This window comes from Paenibacillus thermoaerophilus (assembly GCF_005938195.1).
Classification (GTDB): Bacteria; Bacillota; Bacilli; order Paenibacillales; family Reconciliibacillaceae; genus Paenibacillus_W; species Paenibacillus_W thermoaerophilus.
This window is the reverse complement of the sequence record NZ_VCQZ01000007.1, coordinates 38,009-61,103: the sequence shown is the minus strand read 5'-3', so window position 1 is coordinate 61,103 and position 23,095 is coordinate 38,009. Positions and strand designations below refer to the sequence as shown.

At 60.8% G+C, this 23,095-nt stretch carries 13 protein-coding genes; 11 read left to right on the top strand and 2 right to left on the bottom strand.

All coding sequences use genetic code 11. The features are described from left to right. Positions 1-88: 88 nt before the first annotated feature. From FE781_RS06845 to rfbD, 7 genes are all read left to right on the top strand, one after another. Positions 89-3,661, top strand: coding sequence for a response regulator (locus FE781_RS06845; RefSeq protein WP_170209444.1), 3,573 nt, complete (start codon positions 89-91; stop codon positions 3,659-3,661). A 171-nt stretch (positions 3,662-3,832) separates the two neighbouring features. Beyond that, positions 3,833-4,552 carry a response regulator transcription factor gene (locus FE781_RS06840; protein WP_138788873.1) on the top strand — a complete coding sequence of 240 codons (720 nt, stop codon included), beginning with the start codon at positions 3,833-3,835 and terminating at the stop codon, positions 4,550-4,552. A 140-nt stretch (positions 4,553-4,692) separates the two neighbouring features. After that, positions 4,693-7,023 carry a putative bifunctional diguanylate cyclase/phosphodiesterase gene (locus FE781_RS06835; protein WP_138788872.1) on the top strand — a complete coding sequence of 777 codons (2,331 nt, stop codon included), beginning with the start codon at positions 4,693-4,695 and terminating at the stop codon, positions 7,021-7,023. A gap of 152 nt (positions 7,024-7,175) precedes the next feature. Then, a complete protein-coding gene (locus FE781_RS06830; RefSeq protein ID WP_170209443.1) occupies positions 7,176-9,497 on the top strand; it encodes a YcdB/YcdC domain-containing protein in 2,322 nt (773 codons plus the stop codon). 199 nt (positions 9,498-9,696) lie between these two features. After that, positions 9,697-10,242: a dTDP-4-dehydrorhamnose 3,5-epimerase gene (gene rfbC / locus FE781_RS06825; RefSeq protein WP_246068087.1), complete on the top strand. Its 546-nt coding sequence runs from the start codon at positions 9,697-9,699 to the stop codon at positions 10,240-10,242. Positions 10,243-10,268: 26 nt separating this feature from the next. Next, positions 10,269-11,270, top strand: coding sequence for a dTDP-glucose 4,6-dehydratase (gene rfbB / locus FE781_RS06820; RefSeq protein ID WP_138788869.1), 1,002 nt, complete (start codon positions 10,269-10,271; stop codon positions 11,268-11,270). Between the two features lie 70 nt (positions 11,271-11,340). Beyond that, positions 11,341-12,270, top strand: a complete 930-nt coding sequence (gene rfbD, locus FE781_RS06815; protein ID WP_246068084.1) for a dTDP-4-dehydrorhamnose reductase — start codon at positions 11,341-11,343, stop codon at positions 12,268-12,270. Positions 12,271-12,405: 135 nt separating this feature from the next. Here rfbD and FE781_RS06810 read toward each other — a convergent pair whose 3' ends face one another. Continuing rightward, positions 12,406-12,840 (bottom strand): DUF2621 family protein, encoded by a 435-nt coding sequence (locus FE781_RS06810; RefSeq protein WP_138788868.1) that lies wholly within the window; start codon positions 12,838-12,840, stop codon positions 12,406-12,408. Positions 12,841-12,987: 147 nt separating this feature from the next. On the opposite strand from FE781_RS06810, the gene FE781_RS06805 reads away from it, so the two are divergent. The 4 genes from FE781_RS06805 to ppnP all read left to right on the top strand — a co-directional run bounded on the left by FE781_RS06805 (position 12,988) and on the right by ppnP (position 17,906). Beyond that, positions 12,988-14,115 carry a deoxyribonuclease IV gene (locus FE781_RS06805; RefSeq protein ID WP_138788944.1) on the top strand — a complete coding sequence of 376 codons (1,128 nt, stop codon included), beginning with the start codon at positions 12,988-12,990 and terminating at the stop codon, positions 14,113-14,115. A 78-nt stretch (positions 14,116-14,193) separates the two neighbouring features. Next, positions 14,194-15,087, top strand: a complete 894-nt coding sequence (gene purU / locus FE781_RS06800; protein WP_138788867.1) for a formyltetrahydrofolate deformylase — start codon at positions 14,194-14,196, stop codon at positions 15,085-15,087. A 345-nt stretch (positions 15,088-15,432) separates the two neighbouring features. Further along, complete coding sequence (gene tkt, locus FE781_RS06795) at positions 15,433-17,445, top strand: transketolase (RefSeq protein ID WP_138788866.1); 2,013 nt, start codon at positions 15,433-15,435, stop codon at positions 17,443-17,445. A 143-nt stretch (positions 17,446-17,588) separates the two neighbouring features. Beyond that, positions 17,589-17,906 (top strand): pyrimidine/purine nucleoside phosphorylase, encoded by a 318-nt coding sequence (gene ppnP / locus FE781_RS06790; protein ID WP_138788865.1) that lies wholly within the window; start codon positions 17,589-17,591, stop codon positions 17,904-17,906. 611 nt (positions 17,907-18,517) lie between these two features. On the opposite strand, the gene FE781_RS06785 is transcribed toward ppnP, so the two are convergent. Further along, positions 18,518-22,957: an S-layer homology domain-containing protein gene (locus FE781_RS06785; protein ID WP_138788864.1), complete on the bottom strand. Its 4,440-nt coding sequence runs from the start codon at positions 22,955-22,957 to the stop codon at positions 18,518-18,520. Between the last annotated feature and the right edge of the window lie 138 nt (positions 22,958-23,095).

The following is a 23,095-nucleotide window of genomic DNA, read 5'->3' as shown; positions in this document are numbered from 1 at the left end:
CATAATGGAAAAACGACCAATACAATCCATCGTCTTCCGGTGCTATAATAAGATAAACCGATTGTCCTACCGGGAGGACCCCCTGTTTATGAATGTCTCCTTGCGGATTCGCATGACGGCCCTGCTCGTATTTATTACCGGGTTGGGATTGATTTTGGTAGGCGCCATCAACTACGCCACGGCCAAACGGACGATTCAGGAATCGCTGGAGAAAAATGCGCTCGCGAAGGTGGTGGCGCGCGCCGAAAATTTATCCGCCTGGGTGAAGACGCGGATGGCCGAGCTCGAAGTGCTCAGCCGGACCGACTTGATCCGCAGCGGCAGCCGGCAGCAGCAGCTCGAGTACTTGAGGCGGGAACGGAACCGCAGCGGCAATGAGTACGTGCTCACGTACGGCATCGGCGGCACGGACGGCTTGATGCAACTGACCGACGGGGGGACGGCGCAGTTGAACATCCCGGGCTGCGAGTCGTTGTTCTCGCAGCTCATGCGGGGGCGGCCCGTCGTCTGGGGACTTACATATCACCAGGATGTCGAAGGGGGGGCAGTCCTTCCGCTCGTGGCCCCGATTCGGGACCATGAGGAACGGGTCGTCGGCATTCTCAGCCAATCGCTGATCGTCAGTCAATTGTTCGCGGACAAAGCAGAGGTGCACTACGTCGATTCGGACCGGATGCTGTTGTTCTCGCGCGACGGCCGGGTGCTGCACGTGAGCAACTACGACGAGATGAAGGGTCTGAATTTGAATGCGGACGATTCGCCTATAAAACCGCTCGTACCCGACATGATGTCTTCTCCTTTCGGCGTGCTGCACACGGAAGCCGGGGGCGTTCCGCTGCTCGTGCTTCATGCGGCCGTGCCCGATCTCGACTGGTATATCGCGCTGGTCATCGAAATGAATCATTTCCTGAAGCCGGTCAGCACGCTGCTGTGGCAGACCGTCGTCACCGTCGCCGGCATATTAATCGTGCTCGGCGTCAGCATCTTCTGGCTGATGAACGGCATGATCGGCCGCATCCGCCAAATTCTTCGCGTAACGGAGCACGTGGCCTCAGGCGACTTGGCCGTGCAGCCCATTCCGGCCGCATCGGTCGACGAGATCGGCGCGCTGGCCGTATCGGTCAACGGCATGGTGGAGCATTTGCGCGAGCTGTTCGGCCGGCTGGAGGCCGTGATCAGCCAGAACGATTACGCCATGATCGTGCTGGACGCCTCGTATACCGTGACCTATTTCAATAAAGCGGCCGAGAAAATGCTCGGTTATGCGGCGGCGGACGTCGTCGGCAAGCTTACGCCTCTCGTCTGGCATGACGAGAGAGAGGTCGTGCAGCGGGCGATCCGGTACTCCCGCGAACTCGACGCCGTCATCGATCCCGACGTCTCCGTCTTTGTCTGCAAGCCGGTGCGGGGGCTGCCGGGAGACGACGAATGGACCTTCATCCGGCGCGACGGGACGAGGCTTACCGTCCGGCTCAATGTCAGCGCCATGCGGGACCCGTCCGGAGCGGTAACGGGATTCGTCTTCATCGCCAGCGACATCTCGGAGCAAAAGCGCATTCAATCGGAGCTGGTGCAAGCGACCCGCAAAGCCGACGAAGCCAATCGGGCCAAGAGCGACTTCCTTGCCCGGATGAGCCACGAAATCCGGACCCCGTTAAACGGCATTATCGGGCTGACCGAGCTGATGAAAAAAACGGACATGGACGATCTGCAGCGCGATTACCACGCCAAAATCGTCTCCTCGTCCGTCGCGCTGCTGCGCATCATCAACGATATTCTCGACTTCTCGAAGGTGGAAGCGGGCAAGCTGGAGCTGGAGATGGTGCGGTTCAATATGGATGACGTCATCCATATGCTGACGGACACGATCGGCGTCTTTCTGGGCGGCAAGCCGCTGGAATTCCTGATCGAGCTCCCGGACGAGATGCCGTCCGCGCTGATCGGCGATCCTCTCCGGCTCGAACAGGTGCTTCTGAACTTGTGCAGCAACGCCGTCAAATTCACCGAACGGGGCACGGTCGCGCTGCGCCTTCAACTGCTCGCCATGACCGGGGGCGAAGCGCGCATCCGGTTCGAGGTGACCGATACGGGAATCGGGATGACGCCGGAGCAGGTCGCGAGGCTGTTCCAACCGTTTACGCAGGCGGACGGATCGACCAGCCGCAAGTTCGGCGGAACGGGGCTTGGGCTCGTCATCAGCAAAAATCTGATCGAGATGATGGGCGGCAAGCTGAACGTGACCAGCGCGGCAGGCCTGGGCAGCTCGTTCACGTTCGATCTGTCGTTCCCCGTGCCGGTTCACGCCCAGCATCAGTCGTACGAGCTGCCTGCGGAGCTGGCGGGCGCGCGCGTGCTGGTCGTCGAGGACCACGACAAGCTGCGGAGCAGCCTGCAGCACCAACTGAATATGGCCGGCTGCCGGACGACCGCGGCCCGGAACTGGAAGGACAGCTTGCGGGCGCTGGAGGAAGACGGAGGCTACGATCTGGTGCTTCTGGATCTTGAGGGAATGGACATGCACAGCCAAGAGGCGTGGAGGCGTTACCGCCATGTGCTGGAGGCCCGGGGCATCCGTTGTCTGGTCATGACGACCGCTTACGGACGGGACGAGCTGGCGAGTCTCGCTCCGGAGGACCGTCCCGGCGGCATTTTGGTGAAACCTGTCAGCCGGGCCGCGCTTTACCGGGCTGTCGCGGCAATCTGGCACAAACGCCCGCCGGCTGGACGGAGCGCCCCGGAGGAGGAAGCGGCGGCCGCCAAGGAGACCGAGACAACCGATTCCAAGGAGCATCGCGCCGCGGAGGGCCGCATCCTGCTTGCCGAGGATCACGAGATCAACCGGATCGTCGCCGTCGAGCTTCTGCAATCGCAGGGCTACGAGGTTCAGGTCGCGGAGAACGGGCGGCGGGCGCTGGAGATGCTGGTGGCGGAGCCGGACCGTTGGGATCTCGTGCTGATGGATCTGCATATGCCGGAGATGGACGGTTACGAAGCGACCGGCATCATCCGACGCATGCCGGAATTCGAGCGGCTGCCGATCGTCGCGTTGACGGCGAATGCCGTCAAGGAAGATCTGGAGGCGGGATTGCGGCTCGGGATGAACGACATCATCACGAAGCCGATCCAATTGCCGCAGATGCTGGCGACGCTGCGCCGATGGATACCGAATTCGGAGCCCGGCGGCGGGACCGCCTCCCGGACGGGTCAGGAAAGCTCCGAACGGTCCGGCTTGGCCCGGCGGAACGGCGATCGCGCGGACACGGCCAGAGCTTCCGACATTCCCGAGAGCTGGAAGCATCTGTCGATATCGGGCGTGATCGATCTGGAGGAGCTGATGGACCGGCTGGAAGGCAAAACCGCCATTGTGCAGCATATGTTCCTGACGTTCCGAAGGGATTATGCCGGGTTCACGGATCGCCTGCGGCAAGCATGGGGGGACGGGAACCGCGCCGAAGCCCGGCGTCTGGTCCATACGCTCAAGGGAGCGGCCGGCAACTTGTCGGCGCATGAGCTGCAAGCTTTCGCGGCGGAGGTGGAGGAGGCGATCCGATCGGAAAAGCTGGGCATTCCGCACCTCGATCAGCTTGACCGCCATCTGAGGGTGCTGTTGGCGCTGCTCAGGGAGGCTACGGAGAACGGAACGTTTGGCGACAAGAGGTAGCTGGACGATCAGGAGGTCTTTATAGTATAGTGGGCTTAATGCGGGTGTAGGAAAAATATTCCATAAACCATCAATTGGACGTTAGAAAAGTGTGTTGCAGAGCGGACGGCCGGACGAATGGAAATTTAACACTTTTTTAACATTTATGTCGAATCGAGGCGGGGGGGTTCCATGTACAGAGTTCTAATCGTGGAAGACGACAACATGATTGGCGACATGCTCTCCATGTATTTGACGGAAGAAGGGTACGACGTGAGACGGGTGGAGAACGGGGGACTGGGCAAGGAGGCCGTAAACGAATTCGTCCCGGACCTGATCATTCTCGATCTGATGCTCCCGGACATGAACGGCATGCAGCTATGTACGGAACTTCGGAACAAATCCGCCGTCCCTATTCTCATCATCTCCATGAAAACGGAGGTGTCGGAACGGGTGAACGCATTGATCGCCGGAGCGGACGATTATCTGTGCAAGCCGTTCAGCATGAGGGAACTGACCGCGCGGGTAACGGCGCTGATCCGCCGCAGCCACCTGATGCGGTTCGATTCCGGCTCGGGCGGCGAGGTTGCGGCCGCGGCGTCCGGCCAGACGGCCCGATCCGATTCGATCCATCTGGATTTGGATCGGCGCGCGGTGCTCGTCGACAACCGGGTGGTGGATACGACTTTTTCCGAATTCGAGATCATGAAGCTGTTTTGCGCTTATCCGGGCAAGGTGTTCAGCCGGGAAGAACTGATCAACGAGCTGCGGGGGTTCGACTCCTACGTAACCGACCGTTCCATCGACGTACATATCGCCAACCTTCGCAAGAAAATCGAAAGCGATCCCAAAGACCCCAAACATATCAAAACGGTTTGGGGAGTCGGCTATAAATTCGTATACGACGCATAACGGCGCAAAGCCGCCGGCCCTCCCGACGAGGGCCTTTTTTATTCCGCATTTTTACACATTTCTAATAACGCCCCCAAACTTCCCTTACACATGTCCCGCATAATGAAGAAAGCATACACACAGACGGGGGGAGCGTCGGAATGGGAACCAGTCTTTTGGTCAATATCGGCATGCATCTCTCGATCTTGCTTTCGTTTGTTTTCGTGTCGCACCGCGTGCATAGGAAAATGTTAACCGCATCGAGCCGGAAGGACAAATTTTGGGCGGGACTTTTTTTCGGCGGGGCCGGGGCTGTCAGCGTCTTTATCCCGGTTGAGCTTGCCGATGGCGTGAGAATCGGCTTTCGGGGAATCGCCGTGCTGCTGGCCGGCATTTTCTCGGGAGGAATCGCCGCCGGCACGTCCGCCGCCATCGTCGCCTTGTGCCATCTGCTCGAGGGCGGAAGCGGTTTGGCCGGCGGATTGGCGACAATTGTAACCGCCTTCTGCCTGGGGCTTGCGTATCACTCGCTTGTAAAGGCGGGGCGGCTCGGCTCCCGGCCCCATACGGAGATGTTGGTCCTGGGGCTGGCGCTGACGGTTGCGGGGCTGGCCTGGCAATTGGCGCTTCCCGGCGGGGTGGAGCCCGCCGTTCTCGGAACAATCCGGCTGCCCGCGCTGATTCTGTACCCCGCATCCGTCTGCGTGCTCGCTTACGTTCTGCGCGGCGAGCTTCGCCGGGCCGAGACCGACCGCCAATTGGCGGAAAGCGAAGAGCGGTATCGCTCCCTCGTCGAGAACTCGGAGGATTTTATCTTTTCCTGCGACCCGGCCGGACGGTTGACCTCGGTCAACCGCAAGATGCGGGAAGAATTGGGCGGCGGACGGAATTTGACCGGCGATACGTTGTGCGGGCTGCTTGCGGAGCTCCGGGCGGACCGCCAGCCGCCGAAGACGTGGAGCGAATTGAAGGACGAGCTGCTGCGGGTGGGGGGCACGATCTCGTTCGAGCGATCGCTGCGGTTCGCCGATCAGATCGAACGAACGATGGTGTTCACGCTGGTTCCCCTGCTGAGCGGGAAGGAGCTTCGTTCGGTTATGGGGACGGCTCACGATATAACGGGTATCCGCAAAAAAGAGCGGTATATCGAACAGCTCTCCCATTACGATTTGCTTACCGAATTGCCGAATCGGTGGCTGCTGTTCGAACGGCTGAAGCGGCTGCTGGAGAGATCGTCCGGCGGAAGCGTCTCGGTTGTCTATATCGACTTCGACCGGTTTTCCCGGATTAACGATACGCGGGGAATCATCTTCGGGGACGATCTGATCCGGGCCATTGCGCGGTCGCTTCAATCGGCCGTCCACGCGGAGGATTGGGTCGCGAGGTTTTCCGCCGACGAATTCGTCGTCGTGTCGGAGCGGTACGGCGGCCCGGACGGGCAAGCCCGCTTGAAGGCCGATGTCGACCGGCTCATCGGGGAGCTGTCGCAGCCTTTCTCCGTGCGCGGGGAGACGGTTCATCTGACGTTCAGCGCGGGCGTATCCCGCTTTCCCGAAGACGCCCGGGATGCGGAGCAGTTGATCGGCAACGCTTGCACCGCCATGTACCAGGCGAAGGCGGAAGGCAGCCAGCGCGTTTCTTTCTACCGGCCGGCGATGCGCGAGTCGCTGCTTCATCTGAGCAAGCTGGAGACGGCTCTGCGGGACGCGCTGCGCAAAAACGAGTTTTTGCTGCATTATCAGCCCGTGATCGAAGCGGGAACCGGCCGTGTCCACGGCTTCGAGGCGCTGCTGCGCTGGCGGCACCCGGAGCTTGGATTCGTGCCGCCCGACGAATTTATTCCGATGGCCGAGGAGAAAGGCTGGATCGTGCCCATCGGCGACTGGGCGCTTCTCGAAGCCTGCCGCGCGAACCGTTCGCTGCATGACCGGTACGGCTTGCGAACGGTCATGTCGGTTAATGTATCCCCGGTGCAGCTCAAACAGCCCGACTTCGCCCGGCGCGTCGCCGGTTTTCTGTCGGAAGCGCGGCTGGAGCCGCAATACCTCGATCTGGAGATCACCGAGAGCGTCCTGATCGATTCGTTCGAAGATTCGCTGCCGGTTCTGGAGGAATTAAACGAGCTTGGGGTGCGGCTGTCGCTGGACGACTTCGGCACCGGTTATTCCTCGCTCAGTTACTTGAAGCGGCTTCCGATCCGCACGGTCAAAATCGACAAGTCGTTCGTGCAGGACCTTGCGAATAACCGCATCCAGACCGAGCTGGCCGAAGCGATTATCGCGCTGGCTCATAAGATCGGTCTCGGGGTGGTGGCCGAAGGGGTCGAGCGGGAGGAGCAGGGCGAATGGCTGAAGAAGCGGGGCTGCGATTGCCTGCAAGGCTATTGGTTTGCCCGCCCGATGGGGGAGGAGCAGCTTCGCCAATATATGTCGGAGCAGCCTTCAGCGGTCTTGGCCTCTCCTGAACGTCCATCGGCCGAGCGCTTCGCGTAGGGATCAGGAAACCGTTTCAAAAAATATTCAGAATAACAGCTTCCCTCGGAAAAGCGCCTGCAACTTTTTTTTGGAACAGCCGTCTATGTGGTTGATGGAAAATGCTGCATCCGTGCAAAAAACACTTTGAGTCGGGGAAGGAGCAATCACGTGTGAAGCGCAGGAAGAAGACATGGGGCTTGCTGGGACTGAGTGCGGCGATGGTGTTGTCGATGGCGCCGATGCAAGCGTTCGCAAGCGAACCAGTCTCGGCGGTTGCGAAGAAAGCCGGAGCCGAGGAGATCGACCCGTCCATGGTGGCCGTCAGCCAGGAAAAAGCGGCGGAGCTGGCCAAAGCGGCGGTGGAAATTCCGGAGGGCTTCAAGCTTCGGGGAAGCCGGCTGTCTTCCCATTACATGAGCGAATCGCCCGTCTGGACGCTGGAATTCGCGAGGATAGCGGAAGACCGCCAGACCGGCAGCATCTCGGTGGCCATCGACGCCCATACCGGTTCGCTTGTCGAGTTCAGCGTCTACGACGAAGAGGACCGCAAGCCGCAGACGTACCCGCCGAAGGTCGACTATGCCCAGGCCAAAGCCATCGCGGACGAGGCTCTGGCGAAATACGCGGGAGACAAAGCCAAGCTGGTGCGGTACGATTCCAGCTACGAAGCGAGCATGCGACCGCCGCTGGACGGCAACGTCAACTACTCGATCCGCTATAACCGCTACGAGAACGGCTATCCGTATGAGCCAAACGGCGTCAGCATCCAGGTCAACGGCAACGGCAAAATCACCCGGTTCAGCGTGCAGTGGACGGACGACGTGGAATTTTCGGCGAAAGCCCCGAAGATCAGCGAAGCGGATGCGCTGAAGATCGTCCGCGAGAAGTTCGTTCCGTCTCTCGTTTATTTTGTGCCGTGGAACGTTCCCCGTTCGTCTCAAAAAATGCAGGTTGTCTATCAGGCGGCTCCGCTGTCCATCGACGCGGTGACGGGCGAGCCGATCGGGTCTTCCGCCGGTTCTAACCCGCTTGCCGGTAAGCCGCTCACGGAGACGCCGGCCGGCAAGCCGCCGGTTCAGAAGAAGCTGTCCCAGAGCGAGGCCGTCGAACGCGTGAAATCGCTTATTCCGCTGCCGGAGGGCGTGGTTCTTCAGAACGCGAATTACAACGAATATTCGCCGGATTCGTCCGACAAGCTGCAGGCGACATGGAGCATCAACTGGCTGGTTGAGAATTCGGAAGCCGCGAAATTGGGCAAGGTAGGCATTTATGCGTCGATCGACGCGATGACCGGCATCGTCCGGAATTATCACAACGACTTTTCTTATTGGAACATGAAGGACGAAAATCCCGCTCCGTCCGAATATAAGCTTACGGTCGAGCAGGCGGAGCAGAAGGCTGTCGATCTGGTCAAGAAAAACCTGCCGCATCTGACGCATGAGCTGTATCCCAATCCGTCCGCTTCGAGCGGAGCGAACGCGGAAGACACCCGCAACGTCCGCTTCGGGTTCGTGCGCGCCGTGCACGGCATTTTGTCTACACTGGAGACCGTGAATGTCACGGTTGACCGCTACACGGGAGAGATTTTGGAGTTCTATTATAACCCTGCCGATCTGGAATACCCGAAAACGGCTCCAAAGGTGATCGGCGTCGACCAAGCCAAGGAGCTGCTGCTGCAGCAGTACGAGCTGCGACTGCACTACGTGCCGAGCTCCGTCGCTTCGGGCTTGGATCCGAAGAAAAGAGCCCTGATGATCGCGGCTGGCGAGATTCCTCCCACCGAAGGCGCCAATAAGGCGGCGCTCGTCTACGAGCTGGTGGAGAAGCCGTTGGGCGAATACGTTGTGCTCGATGCCGTGTCGGGCGAATGGCGCAACGGGGAGTCTTATGCGCCGACGTCGCTGGAGAAACCGAAGGCCACCGATCTGGAAGGCCACTGGGCCGCCCGCGAGCTGCAACTGATGCTGGATTATAAAGCTGTCGAAGCGAAGGACGGATTGGTGCGTCCGGACGAAAGCATCACCCGGGGCGAAATGATCAAAATGCTTGTCATCGCGATGAACGGCGGATATTACGGCGGCATGTTCGTGTACGATCGCGCCGCATCGTTTAACGACGTGGCGAAATCGTCCCCGTACTTCGGCTTTGTCGAGCGCGCCGTCGATATGAGGCTTCTCGACCCGAGCGTCGGGAAATTGGACCCGGAGGGCAAGATCACCCGCGAAGAAATCGCGCAGATGATCGTCCGCGCCCTGCGCTACGACAAGCTGGCCGAACGCAGCAATCTGTTCGCGCTGAACGCGGCCGACATGGGCGACATTCAGCATAAGGGTCATGTGGCGATCGTGCTGGGATTGGGCATCATGTCGCTTAACGACGACGGCAAATTCCTGCCTTCGGCGGAAGTCAGCCGGGCTGCGGCGGCGACGGCATTCTACCGCTACCTGGAGCAGCGCTCTCAACTGCAGGATCAGCCGGGTTACTACTATTAATGGATGAATAGACGCAAACCCGATCCGTTCGGATCGGCGGAGGCTGCCCGGATCGTTGCCGACGGCGACGATCCGGGCCGTTTTTTTCGCTGCGTCCTTCGGGAAGGATCGCGACCGGGCGATGGCTCGGGTCGCCGGGATGCCGATCCGCATATACAGGAGAGAAGGCGGGAATAAGCAGGCGGGGGTGTGCGGATTGGTGAACGTTTGCCCGACCGGGCTGCCTGGGGTTTATGTGCTGGAGCCCCGCGCGGCCGAGGACACTCGGGGTTTTTTTATGGAAAGTTTTCGCGAGCAATGGTTCTCGGACAGGGGATGGCCGTCGCGTTTCGTTCAGGACAATCATTCGTTGTCCGTTCGGCCGGGGACGCTTCGGGGCCTCCACTACCAGTTGCCGCCGATGGCGCAAGCGAAGCTGGTGCGGGTGATTTCGGGAGCGGTCTACGATGTGGCGGTGGACATGCGCCGGTCATCTCCCTTTTTCGGCCGGTGGGTCGGTGTGGAACTGTCCGCAGAGAACAAGCTGCAGTTGTGGATACCCGAGGGATTCGCCCACGGGTTTTGCACGCTGGTTCCCAACACCGAAGTGATCTATAAAGTGAATGCGTACTATTCGCCGGAATGCGACAGGGGCGTCGCATGGAACGACCCGGATCTCGGCATCGCATGGCCGGTGGAGGCGCCTGTGTTGTCCGCGAAGGACGCGGCCCTGCCCCGGCTGAGAGAGGCGGAGACGTTCGCGTGAGCATGGCAGGAGGAGGAGAACCGGGCATGAAGCTGTTGGTGACGGGCGGAGCTGGGTTTATCGGGAGCCATTTTGTCCGCTATATGCTGGGGCGCTACGAGCAAGTGTCCATTGTCAACCTCGATCTGCTTACCTATGCGGGCCATATGGACACGCTGGCTGATGCGGCGCGTGACCCCCGCCACGTATTTGTGCAGGGGGATATACGCGATGAGCGGCTGGTCGGCGAATTGCTGAAGGAGCACCAAGTCGACGCGATCGTCAACTTCGCCGCCGAGACGCATGTGGACCGCAGCATCGAGGAGCCGGGGGTGTTCGTGCGGACCAACGTGCTCGGGACCCAGAAGCTGCTGGAGGCCGCCCGGGCGCTGGGCGTCCCGCGGTTCGTGCAGATCTCGACGGACGAGGTGTACGGGGCGCTAGGCGACACGGGCCTGTTCACGGAGGATTCGCTGCTGGCGCCGAACAGCCCGTACTCCGCGTCGAAGGCGGGAGCCGACCTGATGGCGAGAGCGTATCACCGGACGTACGGGATGCATGTCAACATCACGCGCTGCTCGAACAACTACGGTCCGTATCAGTATCCGGAAAAGCTGATTCCGCTGATGATCGCCAGAGCCGCCGACGATCGGCCGCTGCCCGTCTACGGGGCGGGAGATCAGGTGCGGGACTGGCTTCACGTGGCCGACCATTGCGCGGCCGTCGATCTCGTGCTCAGACGCGGCGCGCCCGGGGAGATCTACAATATCGGCGGCCATAACGAGCGGCGCAATATCGAGGTCGTCCGCGCCATATTGCGCCTGATGGGCAAGCCGGAGTCGCTGATTGCCCACGTGCCCGACCGTCCCGGACATGACCGGCGGTACGCCATCGATTCGGCGAAGCTTCGCGCTCTCGGCTGGAAGCCGCGGCTATCGTTCGAGACGGGGCTGGCGGAGACGGTGCAGTGGTATCTCGCCAACGAGAGCTGGTGGCGGGCCATTCTGAACGGCGAGGGCCGCCCGAACGCGGCCGGAGAGAACCGATGACGCGGCGGAGGCGGGAGCGGGCCCGGGAGCTGGAGGGCTACGGGATTGCGAACGAACGGGAGGGCGGGCATTGAAGCTGTATCAACTGGTGAAAAATGCCGGAGGACCGCCGCAGCAGGAAGGCAAGCTTCGCGTGCTGGTGACGGGAGCAAACGGACAATTGGGACGGGTCGTGACGGAGCGGCTCGCGGCGGCGGGCCGCACGGCGATAGGGCTGTCGCGCCAAGAGCTCGATATAACGGACGCGGCCGCGGTTCGGCGCGCGTTCGAGCGCTTCCGCCCGCATGCGGTCATCCATGCCGCCGCTTATACGGCGGTGGATCGCGCCGAGAGCGAGCCGGACGAAGCTTACCGGACGAACGCTTACGGGACGCGCCATGTGGCTCTGGCGGCGGCGGCCGTCAGGGCGAAGCTGGTATACGTCAGCACCGACTACGTGTTCGACGGCCGCAGCCGGGAGCCGTACGACGAATTCGCGCCGACGGCTCCGCTGAACGTATACGGACGGTCGAAGCTGGCGGGCGAGATGTTCGTGAGGGAGCTGCATCGCCAAGCGTTTATCGTGCGCACCTCCTGGGTGTACGGCCGGCACGGCGGCAACTTCGTGAAGACGATGCTGCGGTTGGGGCGGGAGAGAACGGCTGTCGACGTGGTCGACGATCAGACCGGCTCTCCGACGCTGGCCGACGATCTTGCGGCATGCCTGCTGCGGCTCGTCGACACAGACCGGTACGGCCTGTACCATGTGTCGGGAGCGGGGAGCTGCACCTGGAGGGAATTCGCGCAGGCGGTGTTCGATCTCGGCTTCGGAGCGGGCAAGGCGGAGGCGCGGCCGGTGACGACGGCGCAGTTTCCCCGGCCTGCCCGCCGGCCGGCTTACTCCGTGTTGGACCACCGGGCGCTGAGGCTGAACGGCTTCCCGCCGATGCGGGATTGGCGGGAGGCGCTGGCCGAATTTATCGCGAAGCACGGGCGGGAACTGTTGGACGGGGAGCCGTAACGGCTGATCGGAACCTTGGTTCGAAACCAAGGTTTTTTTATGGCTTGGGCAAGGCTCCGGCAGGTTTGCGCCGGGCCCGGCCGACCGTGTGCCGGGCAACCAAAAAGGCCCCGCCGAGCGGGGCCTGGATTTCGCCTACATCAAATGCTGATAACGCGAGTAGTCGATGCCTTTTTCCTGAAGAAAAGCTTTGAGAAATTTATGATCCCGCTTCGGCGTCGCCAGGATGTAGCCTTCGATGCAGTGTTCGCGCGTCACTTGGCTGGCTTTGGCTTCGAGGGCGACCTGCGCGATGCGGGCGGCGATGGATTGCTTGGCGACGTCGCGGAACGGCTTCGGCACGGGCTGCACGAGCGCTTCGAGGAATTCCTTCGATTCGTCGGTCCACATGCCCCGGGATTTTTCGATATATTCGTTCTGAATGTCGATTTTGGACCGGCCGTCCGCCATAGGCAGCAGCTTCAGAAACTTCCGGAACATGAAGTAGCCGCCGATCGACATCAGGCCCAGCAGCACAAACGGCCATACGACAAAAAACCAATTCCAGAATACCGGAACGTCTGGTTGCATCGCTTATCCCTCCCAGAAGAAAATGCCGTTTGCCCGGTGTGAAACGGATTGGCGCAATCTCTAAAATTATACCTCTTCCTAGATTTATTGACAAATGAGGTGTACAATAGATCACAGAGTTTTGGCCCAGAAAGGGGAGAGATGGTCGTGTTGAAAATCGGCTCGCATGTCTCGTTTTCGGACAAGGGGCTGCTGAATGCCGCGGAAGAAGCGGTATCCTACGGCTCCAGTTCGTTTATGATTTACACTGGCGCTCCGCAAAATACGCGCCGCAAACCGATCGAGGATCAATTCGTCGAGGAAGGCAAGAAAGTGATGGCGGAGGGCGGCATCAGCGAAATTGTCGTCCACGCTCCGTACATTATCAACCTCGGTTCCTATAAAGACGATACTTTCGAATTGGCTGTACGCTTCCTGCAGGAAGAAATGCGCCGCACGGCGTATCTCGGCGTCCGCAATATCGTGCTGCATCCGGGTGCGTATACGGACAAGGACGCGGAGTACGGCATCGCGCGCATCGCCGAAGGGCTCAACGAAGTGCTGAAGGGAACGTCGGACCTCGACGTGCACATCGCGCTGGAGACGATGGCCGGCAAGGGCACCGAGATCGGCCGCACGTTCGAGGAGCTGGCGCGGATCATGGACAAGGTCGACAGCAACGACCGGCTGACCGTCTGCCTGGACACCTGCCACGTGCACGACGCCGGATACGACATCGTTAACGATCTGGATGGGGTCATCGGCGAATTCGACCGGATCATCGGTCTGGACAAGCTGGCGGTCATCCATCTCAACGACAGCAAAAACCCGCGCGGAGCGGCCAAAGACCGCCACGCGCCGGTCGGCTCCGGCTGGATCGGCTACGAGGCGATGAAGCGCATCGTCGACCATGAGTCGCTGCGCCATCTGCCGTTTATTCTGGAGACGCCGTGGATCGGCAAGGACAAAAACAACCAGCGCCCGATGTATGAAGCGGAAATCGCGCTGCTTCGCGGCGATGTCGCCGAACGTTTCGGCGGCGAATTCCTGGATCACGTCGAGCGGCTGCACCATTTCTTCGGCAAGCAGGAGATCGAGCCGCGGCAGTACGTGCTGAACGTCTGGGAGACGCTGAAAAACGACGCCAAGGCGAAAAAAGCCGACGGGCGCGAACCGATGGAGCGCCTGTACGATCTCGTCGAAGAGCACCGGCTGTTCCCGGAGCTGTCCGAGGAAGCGATCAACCACCGGCTGACCGCTTTCTTCGCCGGCAAAAAGCTGCTGCAAACCGCATAAGGATCGGCGGGCGGCGCCGCGACCGCCGCCGCCCCGTCTGACGCTATCGTTTACGCGACATAGAGGAGAGGGAAATCAATGCTGCACTACCGAAGCAGCGGGAAGTCCAACGATCAGGAAAACCGTGCCCGCATGCTGATCTCATGCCCGGACCGTCCGGGAATCGTCGCTTCGGTCTCGCGTTTTCTGGCGGAGCACGGAGCGAACATCGTGCACTCCGACCAGTACACGCTCAGCCCGAAGGGCGGCATGTTTTTTATCCGGATCGAATTCGATCTGGAGCATATGGAAGAACGTCTCGTCTGGCTCGAGCGGGACTTCGAGCCCGTCGCCAAGCAGTTCGAGATGGATTGGCGCATTCATCTGGCCAGCAAGCGCAAGCGTCTGGCGATCTTCGTATCCAAAGAAGACCATTGCCTCGTCGAATTGCTGTGGCAATGGCGCGCGGGCGATCTGGACGCCGATATCGTGATGGTCATCAGCAATCATCCGGATATGAAAACGTTCGTCGAGTCGTTCGGCATCCCGTATCACCATATTCCGGTGACGGCGGATTCGAAGAGCGAAGCCGAAGCTCGCCAAATCGAACTGATCGAAGAGGCGGGGGTGGATACGATCGTCCTGGCCCGCTACATGCAGATCGTCTCGCCGACGTTCGTTCAGCGGTATCCGAATCGCATCATCAACATTCACCATTCGTTTCTGCCGGCGTTTGTCGGCGGCAATCCGTACCGGCAGGCGCACGAGCGCGGCGTGAAGCTGATCGGGGCAACCGCCCACTACGTCACCGAAGAGCTGGACGCGGGACCGATCATCGAACAGGACGTCGAACGGGTCAGCCACCGGGACAGCGTCGACAACCTGAAGCGCATCGGCCGCAATATCGAACGCGTCGTTCTGGCACGCGCGGTATCGTGGCATATCGAAGACCGCATTCTCGTCTACGACAACAAAACGGTTGTGTTCAACTGAACTCGGCCGCCGGGACATGTTGGTCGCCGGTCCGCCCCGGGAGCGTATTGCGAAGTCTCCGCCGGGACGGATTTTTTTTTGCAATCGCGCGCGATTCGGGGGGGGGGTTCTGGCCGCGGGAGTTCTCCGTTCGATGCGGTCCGAATTGTTGTCCGGAAGGCGGCAGCCCGTACCGTATAGTTGGACGGGCTTCCGTTTGATTACGGATCGTTTCGTTTTTGTTCACGTTAACAGTTGTACGTACGTTTTTTCAAAGTGGTTTCATTTTGCGGTGGCAAAGCGGTGAAGCAAATGATACAATAAGGGGCAATGAGCCATTATTAGTCCGCAGGGGGTAAAAGTTTCATGACGTTGACCAGTCAATCGATCGATCAACTGGCGGTCGCGACAGTTCGCACGCTGTCTATCGACGCCGTGCAAAAAGCGAATTCCGGCCATCCCGGCATGCCGATGGGCGCCGCTCCGATGGGATATACGCTCTACGCCAAAGTAATGAAGCATAATCCGGCGAATCCGGAGTGGATCGACCGCGACCGCTTCGTATTGTCCGCCGGTCACGGCTCGATGCTGCTGTACAGCCTGCTGCATCTGAGCGGGTACGATCTGTCGCTGGACGAGCTGAAAAACTTCCGCCAATGGGGCAGCTTGACCCCGGGGCATCCCGAATACGGACATACGCCGGGCGTCGACGCGACGACCGGGCCGCTCGGCCAAGGGTTCGCGATGGCTGTCGGCATGGCGATGGCCGAAGCCCACATGGCGGCCACCTACAACCGCGACGGCTTCAAGCTGATCGACCACCACACCTTCGTCATCTGCGGCGACGGCGACCTCATGGAGGGCATCTCCTCCGAAGCCGCTTCGCTGGCGGGCCACTTGAAGCTGGGCAAGCTGATCGTGCTGTACGATTCCAACGACATCTCGCTCGACGGCGAATTGAGCCTGTCGTTCTCCGAGAAAGTGAAATCGCGTTTTGAAGGCTACGGCTGGCAATATCTGCGCGTCGACGACGGCAACGATATTCCGGCGATCGAAGCCGCCATCGCCGAGGCGAAGAAGGACGGGCAGCGTCCGACTCTGATCGAAGTGAAGACGATCATCGGCTACGGCAGTCCGAACAAAGCGGGCAAAGGCGGCCATGCGGGTCCGCACGGCTCTCCGCTGGGCGTCGAAGAAGTCGCGCTGACGAAACGGGCTTATTCGTGGGCGGAGGATCTCCATTTCCACGTGCCGGAAGAAGTGAAGGCGCATTTCGCAAAAGTCAAAGCCGCCGGCGAGAAGGCGAACGCCGAGTGGAACGAGCTGTTCGCGAAGTACGAGCAGGCATATCCGGAGCTGGCGAAGCAGTTCAAGCAAGCGGTCGCCGGAGAGCTGCCCGAAGGCTGGGATGCCGATCTGCCGGTATACTCGCCTGCGGACAAAGGCATCGGCACGCGCAACGCGTCCGGCAACGCGATCAACGCGTTCGCTTCCAAGATTCCGTTCTTCATCGGCGGCTCCGCGGACCTCGAGTCGTCGACGATGACGCATATGAAGGGCATCGCCCGCTTCAGCCCGGAAGATTACAGCGGCCGCAACGTATACTTCGGCGTCCGCGAATTCGCGATGGCCGCGGCGCTGAACGGCATGGCTCTGCATAAGGGCGTGAAAGTGTACGGCGGTACATTCTTCGTCTTCTCCGATTACCTGCGTCCGGCTGTCCGCCTGTCGGCGCTTCAGAACCTGCCGGTCACGTACGTGCTGACGCACGACAGCATCGGCGTCGGCGAGGACGGTCCGACCCACGAGCCGATCGAGCAACTGGCGGCGCTCCGCGTCATTCCGAATGTGACGGTCATTCGTCCGGCCGACGCGAACGAGACGACGCAAGCTTGGCGTTATGCGCTGGAGAATAAGGAAGGACCGGTCGCGCTCGTTCTGACGCGCCAAGCGGTTCCGAATCTGGAATCCACGGCGGAGCTGGCCCGCGAGGGCGTCGCGCGCGGCGCTTACGTCGTGTCCGACGCGCCTAACCCGCAAGTGCAACTGCTGGCGACGGGCTCCGAGGTTTCGCTGGCGATCGAAGCCCAGAAGAAGCTGGCCGAGGAAGGCATCGCGGCCCGCGTTATCAGCATGCCGAGCTGGGAGCTGTTCGAGAAGCAGGACAAAGCCTACCGCGACAGCGTCATTCTGCCTCACGTCAAAGCGCGTCTCGCCATCGAGATGGCGCATCCGATGGGCTGGCACAAATATGTCGGCGACCACGGCGACGTGCTGGCGATCGACAAATTCGGCGCCTCCGCTCCGGCGTCCGTCATTATCAAAGAATACGGATTTACGGTCGAAAACGTGGTGGCGAAAGCCAAAGCGCTGCTGTGAGCTAAGAGAGACGTACGGATCGGCCGGCGAAAGCCGGCTTGCCCGGCGGCTCCGTCCCTCAGGGGGCGGAGCCGCTTTGCGATTCCCGCGCCGATACGCGCGGGAATCGCAAAGGATACATACCTGGAGGAGGATCAGCAATCATGTCCAAGCAATTCGATAACGTATCGGTTGTGGCCAAGGCGAACGTCTACTTTGACGGGGCCGTGACCAGCCGCACGGTTCTGTTTGCCGACGGCAGCAAAAAAACGCTCGGCATCATGATGCCCGGCGAATATGAATTCGGCACCGATTCCAAAGAAATCATGGAGATTCAATCCGGCGAGCTGCGCGTGCTGCTGCCGGGCGAGACGGAGTGGAAGGAAATCGTCGGCGAAGGCGAATTCACCGTGCCGGCCAATTCCAAGTTCAAGCTCGAAGTGCGCAAGGTTACGGACTACATCTGCTCTTATCTGCCGTAAGCGAATACTTCGACGTCAGCGGTATGCTACGGCGGCCGGGGCGACACGCAGGCGGCGGCACGACGTTTCTTTGCGACTGGACGCTGAGGGGATGGCGGACGTATCCGATAGAAAATATCGTTAACGAGGCCGTGCCGCGGCTTCCATATGCATATAGCGATATAAAATATCGCTGTCGCCGAAAAATGTGCGAAAAGAGCCGGAAAATCGGGCCCTTTCCGATATTTTATATCGTTAAACCCGTCGGAGGGCGGCGAATGTTCGGCGATAGCGATAAAAAATATTGCTACGCTGCGCCCCGGCCGGCCAAGTGGAAACCAAGCCAAGCGGCAAATCGCCAACAACAGAGCACGGGAGTGTATTTGAACAAATGAATGGCCGGCGGATGCGGCGTTTTCGGCTGCGACGAGCCGCCAAAGACGAGCTTGGAGCACTGGCTGCAGATACTTCGGCGTCTGCGTGTATGTCGGGACGGCTCTCGTTCGCAGGTCACTTGCGCGAGAAAGCGGAAATAGAACGGAAGCAAAAAATGGCGGTGCAAGGGCGAATCCCTTGCACCGCCATTTCTTTACACGTCGTTCGAACATTACTTTTTGGCTGGCGCGGCTGGCTTATTGGCCGAATCCGGCGGTCAGCAGCAGCCGCTCGACCAGCACGGCGGCTTCCGCGCGGGTGATCGGCGCGTTCGGAGCCAAGGTGTCGGCCGACTGGCCTTGGAGCAAGCCGGAGCGCACTGCGGCCGCCAGCTCGTCGCGCGCCCACGGGACATCGTTTGCGTCCCGGTAAGGCTTCAGCGTCTCGGCGGCATCCGCTCCGGCCGGCGCGTCAAGCGGAACGCCTGCGAAGCGCAGCGCACGTACGCTCATGGCCGCCGCTTCCGCGCGGGTGACCTGACGGTCGGGCTGGAACGATCCGTCCTCGTAGCCGTCAATGAGGCCCGCTCCGGCGGCGGAAGCGATCTCCCCGGCATGCCACTCGCCGGCACGCACATCCGTGAAGCTTGCGGATGCTGCGCCCGCCGAGAGGCCGAGGGAGCGGTTCAGCAGGGCGGCCAATTCGGCACGGCTGATGCCGCGCTCCGGCTCGAACTTGCCGGGAGCGGCGCCGTTTACGATCAGACGCGCGGACATGCGGGCGATGGCGTCTTCCGCCCAATGCGAGGCGGTATCCCCGAACGAGCCGGGCTTCGAGCTCAGGACGACATAGGCGCTGTTGCCCGTACGGAAGAACGTCGCCGTTCCGCCCGAGACGACGCCGGGAACGTAACGCAGGCTGTCGCTCTCCGCGTCGTACGTGGCAACGATGGCGATACGGCCGTCTGCGGCGCTGAAGCCATCGGGCAATCTTATCGTGCGTTCGACATAAACGCCGCCGAAATCTTTCACCTCGAACGTGCGCCCATCGCCGGTCTCGACGGTCAGACGGAACTCGTGCACTTCGGAGAGCAGCCCGGCTCCCTTCTCGTCGGCGAGCTCGCGGATGCGGCCGCGCGGGATTTCCGCGGAAGCCGTGTCGATGGTAACGCGCAAGTTCAGCGATTGGGCCGTGACGCCGAGCTGCGCCGCCCAGTCGGTGACCGGCAGCCGCGACGGTTCAAGCACATAGGAGCCCGTATCCGTCTCGACCGTCAGGACGGCGGCGTCCCCGGCCTGCTCGAGAGCGGATAGCGGCAGCCTTGCGGACGACTTCGTTTTGACCGTGACATGTTGAAACTTATCCAGCGCTTCGAGCAGAAGCTTCGCGTCAACCGGCGCGTCCGGCTTCGACGGGTCGATTTCGAACGCATCCGTCACCGGAGGCGTTACCGGTGGCGTCACCGGGTCGACCGGCGGTGTCTCCGGGTCCACGGGCGGCGTCTCCGGATCGACCGGAGGCGTCTCGGCGGAAGGCTCGCGCTCGATCCAACCGGAATCGCTGTAAGGCTGACCGTCGACATTCGCAACGATGCGCACGCGCTCGGCCGGCGAATCGAGCTTGAAGCTGAACGCATACCCGTACAGATTGTCGGCGTACGTGCTATAGGTGACGGTCGATACGGCGGACGCCGCGATCGGATCGGCACTCGCTTCACCGTAGACGGACAGCGTCACGGAATGGCCGGTTTGCTCCGCCGGAAACTGAATGATGCCGGAGAGCGTACCGTCGTACGCAAACTTGGTTTCCGCGAACCAGTTCCCGATGACGTTAACCTCGACCGGCGGCGTCGTGACGGTACGCCCGTCAAGCGTAATCGTCGCGGTGATGCTGGCGGTTCCCGGAGCGATCCCGCGAACGGCGCCGTTTTCGACGACGGCTACGGATTCGTCGCTGGACGCGTAGGCGATCGTTGCGCCGCCCAGCGAAGCCTTCAGGCCGTTCGCCAGCTCAATCTCCGGCAGCAGCAGGGACGTACCGCCGACCGGAATGGAAGGCGTCTCCAAGCGGAGCTGGGACGAACGGATTTTGACCGGCAGCTTCAGCAGCTTCCCGCCGTTTGCGTAATAAATGCTGCCGTCGGGTCCCAGCGTCATCAGGTTGACCGTACCGGGAATGATTGGTTTCGTGCGCAAATCCGTCGGATCGACCGCGTACAACTGACGGCCGATGGTCGTATACATCAATCCGTCCGCGCCCCAACGAATGTAGTAAGGGCGGTATTTGCTGGTGCTGAACGCCGATTGCGTGACGACCTTGCTTTTGACGATCGACATGTCGGCCGGGTTCATCGCGAACAGGATCGCATCGTATTTGTCGATCGCGCCCGATCCGTCCGCCTTGTATATCGTCGTGTCGGCGATGCCCCACAGCAGGCCGTCGGGACCGATCGACAGCTCGCCGATCATGTTGACGGGGCCTTTGGCGCCGGGAAGCGCTGGCACGAACGGTTGAATCTTCAACTGCTTGGTTGCGACGTCGAAGGCGAACATCATCGCTTCGGGTTCGGTCGGATCGATGCCGAGACCGCCGACGCGCGAGGTGCCGCCGTAGACGACGCCGTCCTTGTAGGCAAGCCCCATGATCGATTGGTTCGGCACGAGGTTGCGGTACATCTCGTAGGTGACGCCGGAGACTTCGCCGTCCGGGCCGCGCGTCTCTTCCAGAACGGTCAGCGCGCCGCCAAGCTTGCCGTAGGTCGGGAACGTGCCGATAAACAGCTTGCCGTCACCGCTTGTCATGGCGAACGGACGGTCCTGATCGTCCTCCAGGTCTGCGGCCAAGCCGAGATTGGACCACTCCAGTTCCTTGTAGTCGATCGGTTTGGACATGTCCAGACGGTACATGCGCGCGCCGCTGTAAGTGCCGTAATAGACGATATCGTTCAAAAAGCCGATGCCCTCCGGCTGATGAAACGCATGATTGCTGTAAATGAATTCGCCCTTCGACACATCGTAAATGCTCATGCCCCGCTGATATCCGCCGATGTGCAGGTAGTTGCCTTTCGCTTCGAGCGATTGAACCTGCGTAGGGGCGGGCGGCACGTCGGCCAGATGCTCCTCGTATTCGCCCGTCAGCGGATCGTACAGGAACGATTCGCCGAAGGCAGCCATGCCGGCCAGCACCGTTCTGCCTGCGAACGGTCCTGATGTCGGCGTGATCCAGGCATGCGCCTTGATCGCGGTATCGTCCGGAAGCTCCGGAACGCCTTCGACCTTGGCGGTGATATCCGTTTGCAGATCGTAAGTGTAAAGCTCGCCTTTCAGCTTATAGTAGATCAGGTTAGGGTTATGGGGAGAGGGCGGCGAGAGTTTCGATTGGAATTCGAATTCCCTGATGTATTCGCCCGTCGTCTCGTTCAGCACGTGAACCTTCGTCCCGGCGTGCACGAACAGCTTGCCGCCCGCGATAACAATCTCGGACAAGGTGCCGCTCTCGCCGGACACTTCCGGAATGTTCAGCTCGACGATTTCGCCCGTATTGCGGTCATAGCGCATCAGGTGGGCTTTCGTCCCGATCCCGCCATAGACGTATTGGTCGGTCACGCCCAGGCCGCGCACATACTGCTCGCCATCCTTCCAGACGCCGAGATCCTTGAATTCGCCGGATGCGATGTCGTACTCGAACACGCGACCGAACCGGCCGGCATTATTGTAGGTCGAGCCGTACAGCTTGCCGTCGGCGCTCGCCTTCAGATCGAACACGTGAACGTTCGAGGGGTTCGCGCCGAGATCCTTCAGCTCGCGCCGCAACACGTCAAATTTATACAGGTGGCCGTTCGTCGTCGTCGCAAAATACACATTCCCGTCCGGCGCGGTCGTCAGCGCCCAGATCGTGTCGCCGAAAGGCAAGTTCTGCGTGAACAGCAGCTCGCCGGTCACGGCGTCCACCGCATGGAACGCGGCGGGCGTGCCGGACGTCGTCAGATACTGTTCGGGGCGGCCGTCCGGGCCGACGCCGTAGGCGGCCGATTGCGACAGCACATACCGGACCGCGTCGCCGATGACGACGGGAGCCGCCTCGTAAGGAAGTTCAAGGGGAGCGATGACCGTTACTTTTTTATGATGAAACTCCACTTGGTCGATATAGGCGACGGTGCCGGATGTCGTCGGTCCCATGTTGAACAAAATTTTGGCCGTTACCGCGTTGCTCGGCGCGGTATGCTCGAATTGGAGCTGGTTCCATGTATTCAGCGTGTTGGAAAGCACGTTCTTGGTGCCCACCTCTTTGCCGGCGGCGTCGTAAAACTTGATGTAGTTTTGCACGCTTTTCGACGTGACGTAGATTTGCGCGGTGAGGCGATAGGTTTCCCCTCCCGTTACCGGGATCGGTGCGGAGTAGACATAAAGCCCCTTTTTCGGGCTATGGTCGGTCATCAGCAGGCTGTTCGAACCCTCGAAGGCCCGGTCCTGCGAGACAACCGCCCGGGTGACCCAGCCGTCGTCTCCCGCTGGAGGAATCGGAACTTGTACCTCCCACCCGACCGCTTGGCTTGCGGACTCCTCAAACCCCGCGTTCGGGATTGCAATCGGCTCATACTCGACGATATCGTCGGCATGAGCGGCGGGGGCGGGCGTCAGAGCCGGGACGGCCAAGACAGCCGCCAGCACCCCTGTTAACGCTTTCTTCCAATTCATCGCTCAACTCTCCCTTTATGAATTGTAGGCTATATGTAGGCGATATAATCATAAGGTTAACGAATGGGCGGGAGAAGGTCAACGTAATTTTTCACGTTGCATTTGTCCTGAGTTTCGATTTTATCGCCTAGATACGTT

Coding starts and splice junctions, on each gene's coding strand:
- FE781_RS06845 (WP_170209444.1), top strand. CDS start 89: ATGAATGTCTCCTTGCGGATTCGCATGACGGCCCTGCTCGTATTTATT.
- rfbB (WP_138788869.1), top strand. CDS start 10,269: ATGAAGCTGTTGGTGACGGGCGGAGCTGGGTTTATCGGGAGCCATTTT.
- FE781_RS06840 (WP_138788873.1), top strand. CDS start 3,833: ATGTACAGAGTTCTAATCGTGGAAGACGACAACATGATTGGCGACATG.
- ppnP (WP_138788865.1), top strand. CDS start 17,589: ATGTCCAAGCAATTCGATAACGTATCGGTTGTGGCCAAGGCGAACGTC.
- FE781_RS06785 (WP_138788864.1), bottom strand. CDS start 22,957: ATGAATTGGAAGAAAGCGTTAACAGGGGTGCTGGCGGCTGTCTTGGCC.
- tkt (WP_138788866.1), top strand. CDS start 15,433: ATGACGTTGACCAGTCAATCGATCGATCAACTGGCGGTCGCGACAGTT.
- FE781_RS06835 (WP_138788872.1), top strand. CDS start 4,693: ATGGGAACCAGTCTTTTGGTCAATATCGGCATGCATCTCTCGATCTTG.
- FE781_RS06810 (WP_138788868.1), bottom strand. CDS start 12,840: ATGCAACCAGACGTTCCGGTATTCTGGAATTGGTTTTTTGTCGTATGG.
- purU (WP_138788867.1), top strand. CDS start 14,194: ATGCTGCACTACCGAAGCAGCGGGAAGTCCAACGATCAGGAAAACCGT.